Below are 14,619 nucleotides of genomic sequence, written 5' to 3'. Positions count from 1 at the left end.
TATGAATAAATTAAAAGTTTGTGTAATCGGTACAGGTTCTATTTCCGATTATCATTTAGGCTCTTATATGAAAAATCCTGCGGTTGAGTTATATGGCGTATATGATGCCTCTATTGAACGAGGCAAGGCAAAAGCAGCTCAATTTGGCGCAACTCATGTTTTTTCTTCTAAGGAAGCGTTATTCGCAGACAAAAATATAGATGCAGTAAGTATTTGTACATGGAATAATACGCATGCCGAATTGGCAATTCTTGCATTAGAAAATGACTTACATGTGCTGATTGAAAAGCCTTTATCCATGACCTATGCGGAGGCTTTAAACATTCAAAAGATTGCCCAAAAGCATCAGAAAATATTTCAAGTGGGCTATGTTAGACGGTTTGCAACAAATACTAAAGTGCTGAAAAGCTTCATCGACGATAACAAACTAGGCGATATTTATTATGCGAAAGCTTCATGTCTAAGAAGATTAGGTAATCCAGGGGGCTGGTTTGCAGAAATAGATAAGTCTGGTGGCGGCCCTTTAATTGATTTAGGAGTACATGTGATTGATATTTGCTGGTATTTAATGGGTAGACCAAAGGTGAAACGTATAACAGGTCATACGTACAATCAATTAGGAAATAGAAATCATGTTGAAAATTTATCCTTTTATAAGGCAGCAGACTATGATGCTACTAAAAATACAGTAGAAGACTTAGCAAATGCCCTTATTACATTTGAGAATGGCGCGTCGTTAATGGTAGACGTTTCCTATACACTACATGCTATTAAAGATGAAATCAGTATTAAGTTATACGGCACGAACGGTGGAGCAGAGCTAGAGCCTGAGTTAAAAATTGTCAGTGAAGAGCATAATACGATTTTAAATATTCATCCTCAAATTAACGATTTAACATTTGATTTTGCGAAAGCCTTTCAAAATGAAATCAATTCATTTGTTGACTGCTGCCTTCATCAATATGATTCAGTTGCACCGGTGGAGGATGGCGTAGAAATTATGAAAATTTTAGAGGGCATTTATATATCTGCAACTGAAGGAAAGGAAGTTGTTTATTAAATGGTGAAATTGGACAATAAAATCGGTGTGATAGTAGATAGCTTTCGTTTGCCTATTCGTGAAGGTTTATTAAAAGCGAAAGAAGTTGGTGCACAAGGAGTACAAATGTATGCAGTTTCAGGTGAGTTGGACCCAGATAATTTAAATGCTGCACAAAGAGCAGAATTGAAGCAGTACATTTCAGAGTTAGGTCTAGAAATCTCCGCATTATGTGGAGATTTAGGAGGACATGGCTTTCAAGATAAAACAGAAAATATTTGGAAAATAAAAAAATCGAAAGAAATTATGCAATTAGCCAAGGATTTGGGAACATCCATTGTTACAACCCATATTGGTATTATTCCTGAAGATGAAAATGATCCAATTTATCAAACAATGCTGGAAGCCTGTGAAGAATTAGGCCAATATGCTACGTCATTAGATGCGTACTTTGCGATTGAAACGGGTCCAGAAACGAGTAAAACATTAAAGGGGTTTTTAGATAAACTATCGACAAATGGTGTATCGGTTAATTTTGATCCTGCCAATATGGTGATGGTAACGAGTGATGACCCTGTAGCTGGCGTTAAACTTTTAAAGAATTATATCGTACATACACATGTAAAAGATGGTATTCAACTGCAGCCAACAAACCCCAAAGATGTGTATGGGTACTTAGGATACGATTCTGGAACATCTCATGATAAAATAGAAGAAATGGTGGAAAATGGGGAGTTTTTTAGAGAACTTCCATTAGGACAAGGAGATGTCCATTTCGAGCTTTATTTTTTAGCTTTGCAGGAAATCGGCTACAATGGCTATTTAACTATTGAACGAGAAGTGAGATTAAATCCTGAAAAAGACATCAAAGAAGCTGTTCATTTTATAGAAAAGTTTAAATAGGGGTTGAATCGATTTTGAAAAAGCAAGATCAAGTTCAGATGCGAAAGCAAAATAAATATATTGTGCTTGACGCAATAAGACAGATGGCGCCAATTTCAAGAATTCAATTATCAAAATATACAAAAATGAGTCCTACGACCATTACTCGTATTGTGCAGGAACTAGAAGCGGAAGGCTTTATTCAAGAAGGGGTATCGGAAGAAACAGCCATTGGTAGACGTCCTACGTTAATTCATATGCGTGAAGATGCTTTATATACTATTGGGATAGAAATTGATTGCTTTACTATTCGGATAGGTATATTAGATTTCTTAGGGAAGCTGATTGCCTTTCAGGAAGTCAAATGTAGCATTAGGCATCAATATGAAGAAGCTTTACATCTACTGAAACAGTCTATCGATAATATCATGACGGAATATCAGATTGTTCAAGATAAATTACTAGGCATTGGGATAGGAATTCCAGGAGTAATCAACAACGAGGAAGGAATAGTCGTTTCCTCTGAGCAATTGAAGTGGGAAAACTGCCACATAAAAGAAGATTTAAATTGTATTTTTGGTTGTGAAGTCATCGTAGATAATGAATTAAAAATGCAAATCAATGCTGAAATTGGTGATATTTATACACCAATGTATTCAAATTGTATTTTAGTCGGAATTGGAACGGGCATAGGTGCATCTATATTATTAAATGGAGAAGTCTATCGTGGCATTCAAAATAAAGCGGGAGAAATAAGCCATATCACGATTAATCCCTTTGGTGAAATATGTCATTGTGGTAAAAGAGGATGCTTATCCATGTATGTTTCTGAAGTAGCGTTGTTAAAAAGAACGCCTAAAAATCTTAATATTCAATCAATAGAAGAGGTTTTGCATTGTGTTGATCATGGTGAGCAATGGGCAATTGATATTCAACAAGATGTAGCTACATTTTTAGCTATTGCCATCAATAATCTAGTTTGTTTATATGAACCGGAGGCTGTCATAGTCAGTGGAGAAATTATTGAGCATAATGTAACATTTCAAAAATTACTTAGTGAAAAGTGTAGACAGTATATATGGAAGGAATTACAACCCTTTGATTTGCAGTTTTCAAATCAATTAAAAGAAGGGGTTGTTAAAGGAGCGGCATTACAAGCACAAAAGCAGTTGCTGTCTGTTTAAAGAAAGGTTGGTTCATTCGTGGCTTACTCAGAATTTTTAAAAGAGTATCGTTCAGGATTAATGGAAAATGTGCATTATGGACAAATGAGTGCTGTGAATCTAACGAAGGAAGAATTCGTCTCTGTAGGTCAAGATTATGAGCCTGTGTATTTTCGTTCTGCAGCAAAACCATTTCAAGCCATTCCCATTTTTATGACCGATTTTATAGAAAAGTACGGGATTACTTCAAAAGAAAGTGCATTATTTCTGGCTTCACAAAGAGGTGAAATTTATCATCAAGAGGCGTTAGTCTCTTTGTTAGAAAAAATACCTATTAATGAAAATGAGTTAATTTGTGCTGCATCCTATCCATTAAATGAGGAACCTAAAACACAGTATATTCAACAGGGCTTTGAAAAGAGAAAACTATTTCATAATTGTGCGGGCAAGCATTTAGGATTTTTAACTGCCTGTCTAGCAAATGGCTATGATGTTAAGCAATATTGCCATCCAGATCATCCACTGCAGCAGATGATAAAAAAATACATTGCTTATTTAAGTGAATATGATGTGGAGAAAATTCATACAGGGATTGATGGCTGTGGTGCGCCAGTCTTTGCGATTCCGCTAAAAAATATGGCATTAGCCTATTTAAAGCTAGCACGACCAGAATTAATTGATGATCAACAGATTCGTGAAGCAGTAATAAAGCTTACTGAAGTAATGAATCAACATAATCAGATTATTGCATCTCAAAACTTTATTTGTACGGCATTATTGAAGGATCCTAATATTGTGGCGAAGGGCGGGGCACAGGGCGTATACTGTTTTGCTCTAAGGAAAGAAGGGGTAAGTTTTGCTTTGAAAATTATGAATGGCTCAGAAAGTCCATGGCCACATGTAATTGCTTCTGTATTGGAACAAATTCAATATACAAATCGAGAAACAATTGAGCGTATTAAAGCGTTGTCACCTTCATCTGTGCGTAATGACGCAGGGGTTGAGGTAGGAGAAATTGTTTCTACAATTAAAATTGTATAGAGGTGAAGGCACTTGTATGTTTTGGCAATTGACGGTGGTGGAACAAAAACAATTGCAACAATCTCAACATGTCGTGGCCAAATTTTGGCGCTAGCAGAAACGGGTAAAAGTAACCCCACATCCATGAGCATGGAGCAATTTACAGAGACGATAACAGAACTAATAAATGATTTAAAAAGACAGGGACTTCACGAATTTCAACATATTACAAAGTGCCATGCGGGTCTATCGGGAGTAACAGAAAATAATAATGAGAAAATTACCCGTGAATTATTATCCTCGCTTTTACCTAAAGACTGTCAACTATCACTATCGAATGATGGGGTGAACGCGCTATATGCGGGAACATTGGGCCAGCCTGGTATTGTACAGATTTCTGGTACAGGTGCGATTACACTCAGTATAGATTCGTCTGGAAGAATTGAGCGTACAGCAGGATGGGGTTATATTTTTGATGATGAGGGCAGTGGCTATGATATTGGCATTCGCACATTAAAAGCGGTATTTAAAGCATTTGATAAAAGAGGTCCTGAAACGCTCCTAACAGCAGCAGTATTAGAATATTTTCAATTACAATCCGTTCCGCAGATAATTGAAGTAGTGTATGGTGAAGGACATCCACGTGATACAATATCCCCTCTAAGTAAGATAGCAATCGAATGCGCTAAACGTGGTGATGGAGAAGCCAAAACAATTATTGATCAAGTATGCCATGTTTTTTATCAAAGTATAGATGCTTGTTATAAAAAAAATTCGTTTGCAAATAAGCGTGTCAAAGTAGTGCTAGCTGGAGGAGTTTTTAACGAGTTGAGGCTATTTATTGAAAAATTAGTCGCAATTGATAAAAAGAATAGTAATCTGTATGACTTCATGGGTGCCTATAGCTTACCAGTGGGCGGTGCCGCTTTAGCTGCATTAAAATTATCTAGTGATGAAGCTAAAATTTTTATCGATCAATATAATGCAAGTATAAAAAGGTTTTTAACTAATTAATCCCCCTTTAACTTAGCAAGTAGAGAATGGTATGTACTAATCTCTACTTGCATTTTGTTAATCCCCTACTTTAAACATATATCCCTTATAAGAGTTATGGATAATCATGACGATACCCATTAACATGAAATTTGAAAGTAGTGAGCTCCCTCCATAGCTTAGAAACGGTAACGTTACTCCTGTTACAGGTAAAAGTCCAATCGTCATACCAATATTTTGCGTAATTTGAAATGCTAATAAACTGGAGATGCCTGCACCCATAAGTGTCATAAATGGATCCTTTGCTTGAACTGTAATTAGGACAATACGGTAAATAACAAAAAATAATAGCGCAATAACAAAAGCCCCTCCAATAAAACCTACTTCTTCAGCGATAGCAGAAAAAATGAAATCGGTATGCTTTTCTGGGACATAGACATTATTGTGTAAATAGCCTTTCCCAATGAACTCTCCTGAACCTATGGCCATAAAGCCTTGTCTAGTCTGAAAAGATGAATCAGTATATTCATAAGGTTGTAGCCACCCATAAATACGAGAAACCTGATGCCCAGATAATTTACTTAATAGTTTTTCTGTAAAAAAATCATTAAACTGTATATAAAGAGTGGCAATAACAGTCACAATTGAAACTGGGATGGCTGTAAAGATTACGAGTAACTTAGTTTGAATGCCTGAGAAGTAAATCATCGGTATAATCATCGCCATGTATAACATAACCATGCCTGTATCAGGTTGCTTATAGACAGCAAGTGTCGGTGGAAGAGTAATAATGCCAATCGTAAATAGTAGGCGCATATCTGATAGAAAGGAAGGGCGTACATATTTTGCTTGATGGGCGACAATGACTTTACTGACAACAATTAAAAATGCAAATTTCAAAAACTCTGATGGCTGAAATGATCCTAATAGTGGAACTTGGTACCAAGATTTCGCCTCATTTATCGTTCGAGCGATGCTCTCTGGAGCAATAAATAAGCCAAATGTGAGGGCTACGATCATCCAATAAAATGGCCAGCCTATTTTTTTAAGTTGCTCAATATCAAGTGTTGCAACGCCGTACATAATTAAAAATCCAAGGCTAAAATAAATAAATTGCTTTACAATAAACAAGCTTGCATACTGTTCAAATGCGATACTGCTAGAATGTACGAAAAGACAACTAATAATTCCTAGCAATAATAGACTAATTGCTAAACTATTATCTAATTTTTTTAGCTGCAACAGTTTCACCTCCTTTCGTTTTTGGAAAAACCAACTAGTAATAGGGAACGAATGGAATTAAAGAAGGTTCCGTAAGAGCATATGATAATTTCTTCAGATTTCTAGAAAATTTTACAAAAACATAACACTGGCTTTATATCTCCATACTATGATTAATGGTAAGAGTTGGAGAAGGAGCCGAAGATGATGCAATTTTTTCGTTATATTAAGGTAAAAGATAAGCTGCTTGTACTCATGATTGTTTGTGTACTATCAAATATCCTAATCGGTATATTTAGTGTAGATTATTTACGGAAAATGTCGTGGCATGCAAGTGAGAGTTATACCGAGGGGCTTGTACCAATTGGATGGCTAAATGAGTTAGAAGAAGCACAAAGACAATTGGATTTTTTAGTGGATTCCAGTGGTGATTACCAAGAGATGGCGGCTATTCTAAATAATATTGAACAGCCTTTAGGTCATTTAGAAAAATTAACGATTGATAAAAAGATGAATCATCAGGTAAAGAAGTATAATACAATATTCACGCAGCAGGTAGAGTTAGTTGAAAACTATCAGCAGTTAAATTCGGAAGAACGTCAGCAATTTTATGAGCTGTCCTATTTCCCTGTAAGCCAACAAAGCCATTCAATTTTAGAAGAAACACAGAGCTACTTAGTGCAAAGAGCAGAGGAACAGCAGCAGGCTTACCAAAAGGATGTACAATTTGGTTATTGGTTATTAGGTAGCGTCTGTATGTTTGTGGTACTATTAGTTATTTTCATTGGTTTAGTTGCAACGAAAGCAGTCAATGTACCAACTCGGCAATTAAAATCACTATTAAAACGAGCAGAACAAGGAGATTTTACAGCCAATGCGAGCTATGTGGCACATGATGAGCTAGGGGAAGTTATACTGTCTTATAATCAGATGGCAACAGAAGTAAAGCAATTACTACATACGGTTACAAATAGTGCGCAAGAAGTAGAAGGTATGACAGAAAATTTGCAACAATCCTCTGAGCAATCTTCTACAACTACGCTTAAAATTGCCGAAGATGTGCAAAATATTGCGGAGTTAACTACTGCGTCAACTACTAAATTAGCGTCCAATTCAGCTTCATTAGAAGAAGTACTAAATGGTGTACAGATTATATTAGAAAAGGTGCAGCTTGTAGAGAGTTTTGCACATGATACTGCACACGAAGCAGAGAGTGGTACAGAAATTGTGCAGGCAAACTTAACACAAATTCAAGCTATTAAACAAGCGGTAGAAAAATCAAATACAGCTATTTTTAATTTAGTTGAACGTGCCGCTACAATTGATCAAATGGTTGAAGTAATTGAAAAAATAACAGCACAAACAAATTTACTTGCTTTGAATGCGTCCATCGAAGCTGCTAGAGCTGGCACGCATGGGCAAGGGTTTGCAGTCGTTGCGAATGAGGTGCGCAAGCTAGCGGAGCAAACAGTTCATTCAACTAATACGATTACGTCTATTGTGCAAAACATCCATACAGATTCTCATTATGCTGTTAAGATGATGGAAGGTGTATTAATTGCTACCGAAAAGGGTGTAAATGTAACTTCAGAAACAGCAACAAGCTTCAATCAAATATTAGAAAAAGTGAATAATATCCAGCCTTATATAGTTGAGGTATCGTCGACAGTTCAAGAAATAGCTGAGCATACGAAAAAGGTTAACGAAGATGCCGTCATGTTAACATCTCTTTCAGATACGAATGCTGCCTCGACCAAACATGTGGCTAAGTTAACTGCAGATCAATTAAATGCACAGCAACAATTTCATAATTATATAAAAGAATTACGAAAAGTTTCAAAGGTATTGCAAATTGCTGTGAAACGCTTTTCAATCTAATGAAAAAATAAGAATTAAGAACCTCTTGACATTAAAAGGTCAAAGAGGTTCTTTTATTATGTAAAAAAATAGATATTTGTATTTATGGAAAGTACAAATGTATTTTTAATGAATGCATCAGAACACTTTTAATACAAAATCATATACTGGTAACAAGGCGTTTTATGTTCTTTTTTAGAAAATTGCACATATTATTGTTGTATTTTTAATATGAACACTTTATAATAAAATTCATCAAAAGTGTTATTAAATCAATGTTTTAGTATAAAATATTGTACTTATCAGGAGTACAATTGTTCATATGTGGAGGTTTGGAGAAATGGAAAAGATTATGGTTACAGGTGCTCTTGGTCAAATTGGCTCTGAGCTAGTAGAAAAACTTCGTAGTATTTATGGAGAGGACAATATATTGGCGACGGATATACGAAAGCTTGAACATACTAAGGGTCCATTCGAAGTACTGGACGTGACAGATGGACAAAGGATGCATGATTTAGCTAAGGATTTTGGGGCAGATACGATGATGCATTTGGCAGCATTATTATCTGCAACAGCGGAAAAAAATCCGTTACTTGCCTGGAATTTAAACATGGGTGGTCTGATGAATGCGTTAGAAGTTTCCCGTGAGTTAAATTTACAATTTTTCACACCAAGTTCAATCGGTGCATTTGGACCATCTACACCTAAGGATGATACACCACAAGATACGTTACAGCGCCCAACAACTATGTATGGTGTTAACAAAGTAGCCGGTGAATTATTATGTGACTATTATTTTAATCGTTTTGGTGTAGATACACGTGGGGTACGTTTCCCAGGTTTAATTTCTTATGTAACTCCTCCTGGAGGCGGTACGACAGACTATGCGGTTGAAATATTTTATGAAGCAATTCAGCAAGGGAAGTATACATCGTATATTCAAGAAGGAACTTACATGGATATGATGTATATGCCGGATGCATTACAAGCTATTGTAGATTTAATGGAAGCTGACAGTAGCAAGTTAATTCACCGTAATGCATTTAATATTACTGCGATGAGTTTTGAACCATCTCAAATAGCGGCTGAAATTAAAAAGCATTTGCCACAATTCCGTATGGATTATAAAGTAGATCCAGTGCGTCAGGCGATTGCTGACAGTTGGCCAAACTCTATAAATACAGAGGCAGCTAAAAATGAATGGGGCTTCAAAGCGGAATATGACTTAGCTAAAATGACGGTTGATATGTTAGAGAAATTAAAAATTAAGCTGCAAAAAAAGGCTATTTCTTAAAAAATATATATTAAACCAGAAGTTTGTACTATAAAGCAGGTGAGGAAAACAATTTTGTTTTCTTTGCCTGTTTTTTTGTCGAGAAAAGATATGAATGGATGTATTGAAAAAGATGGATAGGAAAGAAAAAGTGAGCATGAAAAAGAAAATTTTTGGAATATATAGCATCGTAATTAATTTTTTAATATAATCATATTCAGAATATTAATATTATTCTGTTAAAATTGATGTTAATATTCTACAAAGTTTGGGGGAATTCACAAGAAGAAGGGATGATGTTTTATGATGCAAGCACCGTTAGTATTAACAAATTTTTTTAAGCGAGCAGAAAGTTATTTTGCTAGAAAGACAATCGTGTCACGTACAAGCCCACATAAAATTCACCGTTTAACATATGGAGAATGGGCGAAGAGAACCCGTCGATTAGCAGATGCGCTTACAAAGCTGGGGATGGAAAAGGGAAAGAAGATTGGTTCCTTCGCTTGGAATCAGCATCGCCACTTAGAGGCGTATTTTGCGGTGCCATGTGCTGGTGCTATATTGCATATGGTCAATATTCGATTATCAGAAGAACATTTAATTTATATTATTAACCATGCGGAAGATGAAATTTTAATGATTGATGAAGATCTTGTCCCTATCATTGAAAATATTGCATCTGAGTTAAAGACAGTAAAACACTATATTATTATGACAGATGAAGATACTCTACCAGAGACAACATTACCGAATGCTTTGTCTTATGAGGAATTATTAGCATCTGCGGATGAAAACTTCGAATTTCCGGATGATTTAGAAGAAGAAGCACCAGCAGGCATGTGTTATACAAGTGCAACGACAGGGAATCCAAAAGGAGTTGTTTATTCTCATCGTGGCTTAGTGCTACACAGTATGATGCTTAGCATGTCCGATTCCATGGGTATTGCTGAACGTGATGTGGTAATGCCGATTGTGCCGATGTTCCATGCGAATGCATGGGGTTTACCATTTGCGAGTGTTAATGTGGGAGCAAGTCAAGTATTGCCAGGCCCTCAATTTACATCTGATTTAATTTTAGATTTAGTAGAGCAAGAAAAGGTGACATTGACGGCAGGTGTACCGACAATTTGGATTGGTGCATTACAGGAACAGGAGAAGCGTGAGCGAGATATTAGTTCACTACGTGCGATTTGTTGTGGTGGTTCGGCATCACCAACACGTTTAATTCGTACTTTTGAAGAAAAGTACGGTATTCCGTATATCGTTGTCTATGGGATGACAGAGACGACACCAATCGTTGCATTATCGAATTATATGTCATGGATGGATGAATGGCCGATTGAAAAACGAATTGAAGCGCGTGCTATGCAAGGTATGACGATGGCTGGTATTGAGTCTAGTATTGTCAATGATAATGGAGAGGTGCCGTGGGATGGTGAGACGATGGGGGAATTACGTCTACGTGGTCCTTGGATTTCACATGAATACTATCGTGACGAGCGTACGAAAGATGCATATCGAGATGGTTGGTTATTTACGGGAGATATTGCGGTACGAACAGCGGATGGCTTTATTAAAATTACCGATCGCACAAAAGATTTAATTAAATCTGGTGGGGAATGGATTTCATCCGTAGATTTAGAAAATGCATTAATGACACATGACGCTATTTTTGAAGCAGCAGTAATTGCAATTCCACATGCCAAATGGCAAGAACGTCCGCTTGCTTGCGTAGTTTTAAAGGAAGGGATGTCAGCAACAGAAGAAGAATTGTTAGCATTTTTAGAAAGTCAATTTGCGAAATGGTGGGTGCCAGACGATATTGTATTTCTAGATGAAATACCAAAAACGTCTGTCGGCAAATTCTTAAAAGCTAAGTTACGTGACAATGTGGCGGAAATTTATCCGAAATTAAATACGCTTGTGTAACATGATATAAGGCATCGAGAATACATTTCTCGATGCCTTTGTCTTTTTCAGCCTTATAATTGTAGCCGTTGATTGGAGTGGAACGCATCCACGTAACGAAACTCAACCGCTTTTGGAGCTATTATTTATTCAACATATTGAAAACTTGTTCAACGTCTTTATCTCCGCGACCTGAAATATTAATGATAATACTCTCTTCAGGTGATAAAGTTGGAGCTAATTTGAATGCATGTGCAACAGCATGCGAGCTTTCCAATGCAGGAATAATTCCTTCAACTTTAGAAAGTATTTGGAATGCTTCAAGTACTTCTTCGTTTGAAACTGTTACATACTCACCGCGACCGATTGTTTTTAAATAACTATGTTCAGGACCTGCGCCAGGGTAGTCAAGACCAGCTGCGATAGAATACGTTGGCAGTGGATTACCTTGTGCATCTTGCAGTAGTAAGCATTTGAAACCATGTAATTCACCTGGAGTACCTTCATTCAATGTCGCTGCTTTATCGGGCTCAATGCCGATTAAGCGAACTCCTTCATCAGCGATATATTCTGCAAATGCACCGATTGCATTACTGCCACCACCAACACAAGCAAGCACGGCTGCTGGGAGCTTACCTTCTTTTTCTAAAATTTGTTCACGACTCTCGCGGCTAATTACCGATTGGAAATGCTTCACCATTGAAGGGAAAGGATGTGGTCCTACCGCAGAGCCTAATAAATAGAAAGTTGTTTCATAGTTTTCTACTAAATCAGCAAATGCCTCGTCTACTGCATCTTTTAAACGCCCTTGCCCTTTATCAACCGCAACGACTTTTGCACCGAGTAGCTCCATACGGAATACGTTTAATGCTTGACGCTTTGTATCTTCTAGCCCCATGTAGACTGTGCAATCCATGCCAAACATTGCACAAGCTGTTGCTGTGGCAACACCGTGTTGACCTGCACCTGTTTCTGCTATTACACGATTAGCACCCATACGTTTTGCAAGTAATATTTGACCTAGTACATTATTAATTTTATGAGAACCAGTATGATTAAGATCTTCACGCTTTAAATAAATTTTAGCGCCACCTAGTTGCTTTGTTAAGTTCTCAGCAAAATATAGTGGCGATTTACGACCTACATATTCACGGAAATAATAATCTAGTTCATTATTAAAATCTGCATCATCCTTATATTTTTGGAAATTCTCATCTAAAATATTTAAAACATTTTGAAGTTCTTCAGGAACGAAGCTACCTCCAAATTCACCAAAATATCCTTTTTGCTCGACTGTTGTACTCATCTGTTCTCGACTCCTCTATTCTAATTTTCCATAAAAAAAAGCCACTTCAATCCCTCTATAAAAAGGACGAGTAACCGTGGTGCCACCTTTATTCGCAAAATTGCGCGCTTGTGTACTCCTGTAACGGGGAGTTAGTTCGGCCTCATTTTACTGAGGCTGCTCCAAAGTCCATTCACAAGTTCATACTACTGATTTGCACCAGCCATCAGCTCTCTAAAAGTACAAGTTCTTGCTACTATTCTTTTTCTTAGCATTTATTATTGAAAAATTTTAAAGTATTTTCAAAATAGTGTCAAGAGAAAGAAAATGGATTTTTGATGCAAGGATTAACGAAGTCACAAAAGCTTAGAGAGGACAAAAAAAGACGAATCTAAAAAGACTCGTCTGTTAAATCAAGTTTTTGAAATTTAAGCGCTTATTAAGGATATACATAATCGGCGCACCGACTGCTAATACAACAAATTCACCTGCTGCGACTGTTAGCCATGTCCAAAAGAATGGTAATTCCAGTGCTAAGTTCAGTTCGAAGGCGATGATAAACATCGTGCAAGTAAATAAAAAGGTGTTAATAATTAACCGTGCCCATATATTTTTTACAAATTTACAAATAACAATAAATAGGCCAAGCGTAATCATTGTCTGCCCAACGCCGAAAACTAAATCGTAAGCACCGAGTGGTGAAAATAAATTGGAAATAAAGACACCCATAATAATCCCAACGGCAAAGCGAGGGTTAAAGGCAACTAAATGATTAAAAATTTCCGAAACGCGGAATTGCACCTCTGTAAAACCGAATGGTGCGACTAGCAAAGTAACAGCAATATAAAGCGCGGCAATAATGCCACTTGCTGCTAAAAATTTAACTTTCATATTCATTTCTCCTTAGTTTTTTTTCGTGGGATGGTTACGAACCACGTAGAGCAAGTGCAATCATATCAGTGTTCATGAGGGTTTGTAAATAGCTGTGTGTTAAATACAAGACAACCGGAATATTCGCAGTATTGCATATATTCATCAATTACTAAAATTTCTAAATGTGCCGACAAGAAAATGTCGGTTGAAATGGCGGGAAAGCTTCAACTATAATTAGTTTTAATTAGAGAATAAGTGAATTTGTAAAGTCACTATAACAGATAACGACATCAACTACAGGAACTACTGGTGCCACTTATTTAGTTGCCATAACGAGTAATTATTACACACAAAACGGGAAGTGTTAGGTATTAGTGAGAAACATTATAATATCAACTATCTTTAGTGTAATTGGAGGTGTAGCTTTGAAGAAAATCTTACCACTGTTATTCGGGATGTTGATTCTACTAGTTGGTTGTAGTAATAAGGAAAAAAATTATAATGTATATACAGGAAAAGATTTAAAGATCGGTGTAATTGGTACAAATCCTGCGATAAGAGAAGAAAATATAATCTTTCAAAAAATTACCTTTGAGGATTTGAAAAATAACACGGAATATCTTTCTAAAGAATTAGATGCAATTATGATTATGAAAAAATTTCTAAGTGAAGCAGCTGATGATCAATATGTGCTTTCTTATAAGACGTTAAAAGTTCCGATATTTTTCATGCAATCTACGAAAGCCCATGTACCATTTGTCAATGAAGGTGTTCAGTATGACGATGTTATTGATATTCAACCTTCAAGTTATGCAACTGGGTTCTTATATTTAGGAACAGATCAGGAATATAAGGACAATACATGGAGATATGAGTTAAAAAATAAAGAGAATATTCAAGATGTATTTTCGCGTATTTTTTCTACAATTGAATCTGTTAAGCTTTTAATTTATATATAAGTTTTAAGATCGGGTTATGTTAGCTCGTTCTTTTTTTGTGCCATGAAAAAGAGGCTTAACCAGTTTTACGCACAACAACATATGGAGGCGCACTTTAACTTTCGAAAAATTGCCATACAATTATTTATTATATTACAAAAGAATTA

12 protein-coding genes, 1 riboswitch and 1 other annotated feature are annotated in these 14,619 nt (G+C 36.3%); of the genes, 9 read left to right on the top strand and 3 right to left on the bottom strand.

All coding sequences use genetic code 11. The features are described 5' to 3' along the window. The first annotated feature begins 1 nt into the window (after nt 1). Genes ACIQXW_RS13350 through ACIQXW_RS13330 form a run of 5 tightly spaced genes read left to right on the top strand, consistent with a single transcriptional unit; the run spans nt 2 to nt 5,118 of the window. Nucleotides 2–1,060 carry a Gfo/Idh/MocA family protein gene (locus tag ACIQXW_RS13350; protein WP_402762882.1) on the top strand — a complete coding sequence of 353 codons (1,059 nt, stop codon included), beginning with the start codon at nt 2–4 and terminating at the stop codon, nt 1,058–1,060. Then, nucleotides 1,061–1,942, top strand: coding sequence for a sugar phosphate isomerase/epimerase family protein (locus ACIQXW_RS13345; protein WP_340821063.1), 882 nt, complete (start codon nt 1,061–1,063; stop codon nt 1,940–1,942). Between the two features lie 14 nt (nt 1,943–1,956). After that, the gene (locus ACIQXW_RS13340) at nt 1,957–3,105 is read left to right on the top strand and encodes an ROK family transcriptional regulator (protein WP_401019294.1); all 1,149 of its coding nucleotides are present in this window, start codon (nt 1,957–1,959) and stop codon (nt 3,103–3,105) included. A gap of 18 nt (nt 3,106–3,123) precedes the next feature. Then, complete coding sequence (locus tag ACIQXW_RS13335) at nt 3,124–4,125, top strand: asparaginase (protein ID WP_402762878.1); 1,002 nt, start codon at nt 3,124–3,126, stop codon at nt 4,123–4,125. Nucleotides 4,126–4,137: 12 nt separating this feature from the next. Continuing rightward, nucleotides 4,138–5,118, top strand: coding sequence for an N-acetylglucosamine kinase (locus ACIQXW_RS13330; protein WP_402762875.1), 981 nt, complete (start codon nt 4,138–4,140; stop codon nt 5,116–5,118). 57 nt (nt 5,119–5,175) lie between these two features. Here the strand turns inward: ACIQXW_RS13330 and ACIQXW_RS13325 are convergent, their stop codons facing one another. Continuing rightward, nucleotides 5,176–6,348, bottom strand: a complete 1,173-nt coding sequence (locus tag ACIQXW_RS13325; protein WP_402762872.1) for an FtsW/RodA/SpoVE family cell cycle protein — start codon at nt 6,346–6,348, stop codon at nt 5,176–5,178. Nucleotides 6,349–6,522: 174 nt separating this feature from the next. Between ACIQXW_RS13325 and ACIQXW_RS13320 the strand changes: the two genes are divergently transcribed. The 3 genes from ACIQXW_RS13320 (at nt 6,523) to ACIQXW_RS13310 (ending at nt 11,377) form a co-directional block, all read left to right on the top strand. Next, entirely contained in the window at nt 6,523–8,196 is a 1,674-nt protein-coding gene (locus tag ACIQXW_RS13320; protein WP_402762869.1) for a methyl-accepting chemotaxis protein, read from the top strand. A gap of 319 nt (nt 8,197–8,515) precedes the next feature. After that, a complete protein-coding gene (locus ACIQXW_RS13315; RefSeq protein ID WP_340821057.1) occupies nt 8,516–9,469 on the top strand; it encodes an L-threonine 3-dehydrogenase in 954 nt (317 codons plus the stop codon). A 282-nt stretch (nt 9,470–9,751) separates the two neighbouring features. Then, nucleotides 9,752–11,377: a long-chain fatty acid--CoA ligase gene (locus ACIQXW_RS13310; RefSeq protein ID WP_402762866.1), complete on the top strand. Its 1,626-nt coding sequence runs from the start codon at nt 9,752–9,754 to the stop codon at nt 11,375–11,377. Between the two features lie 121 nt (nt 11,378–11,498). Here ACIQXW_RS13310 and trpB read toward each other — a convergent pair whose 3' ends face one another. Beyond that, nucleotides 11,499–12,662, bottom strand: coding sequence for a tryptophan synthase subunit beta (gene trpB, locus ACIQXW_RS13305; RefSeq protein ID WP_340821055.1), 1,164 nt, complete (start codon nt 12,660–12,662; stop codon nt 11,499–11,501). 59 nt (nt 12,663–12,721) lie between these two features. Continuing rightward, nucleotides 12,722–12,920 (bottom strand) — a binding site (T-box leader). Between the two features lie 129 nt (nt 12,921–13,049). Continuing rightward, complete coding sequence (locus tag ACIQXW_RS13300) at nt 13,050–13,532, bottom strand: QueT transporter family protein (protein ID WP_401019278.1); 483 nt, start codon at nt 13,530–13,532, stop codon at nt 13,050–13,052. Between the two features lie 6 nt (nt 13,533–13,538). Continuing rightward, nucleotides 13,539–13,583: riboswitch (PreQ1 riboswitch) on the bottom strand. 356 nt (nt 13,584–13,939) lie between these two features. Between ACIQXW_RS13300 and ACIQXW_RS13295 the strand changes: the two genes are divergently transcribed. Continuing rightward, nucleotides 13,940–14,473, top strand: a complete 534-nt coding sequence (locus tag ACIQXW_RS13295) for a hypothetical protein (RefSeq protein WP_402763222.1) — start codon at nt 13,940–13,942, stop codon at nt 14,471–14,473. The last annotated feature ends 146 nt before the right edge of the window (nt 14,474–14,619 follow it).

The organism is Lysinibacillus sp. NPDC097162 (genome assembly GCF_044762185.1).
Classification (GTDB): Bacteria; Bacillota; Bacilli; order Bacillales_A; family Planococcaceae; genus Lysinibacillus.
Note: the sequence above shows the minus strand (reverse complement) of the source record. Positions and strands in the feature narration are given on the sequence as shown.

Excerpts from the sequence above, each read along its gene's own strand:
- ACIQXW_RS13350 (WP_402762882.1), top strand. The coding sequence starts at position 2 with ATGAATAAATTAAAAGTTTGTGTAATCGGTACAGGTTCTATTTCCGAT.
- ACIQXW_RS13345 (WP_340821063.1), top strand. The coding sequence starts at position 1,061 with ATGGTGAAATTGGACAATAAAATCGGTGTGATAGTAGATAGCTTTCGT.
- ACIQXW_RS13320 (WP_402762869.1), top strand. The coding sequence starts at position 6,523 with ATGATGCAATTTTTTCGTTATATTAAGGTAAAAGATAAGCTGCTTGTA.
- ACIQXW_RS13315 (WP_340821057.1), top strand. The coding sequence starts at position 8,516 with ATGGAAAAGATTATGGTTACAGGTGCTCTTGGTCAAATTGGCTCTGAG.
- ACIQXW_RS13310 (WP_402762866.1), top strand. The coding sequence starts at position 9,752 with ATGATGCAAGCACCGTTAGTATTAACAAATTTTTTTAAGCGAGCAGAA.
- trpB (WP_340821055.1), bottom strand. The coding sequence starts at position 12,662 with ATGAGTACAACAGTCGAGCAAAAAGGATATTTTGGTGAATTTGGAGGT.
- ACIQXW_RS13300 (WP_401019278.1), bottom strand. The coding sequence starts at position 13,532 with ATGAAAGTTAAATTTTTAGCAGCAAGTGGCATTATTGCCGCGCTTTAT.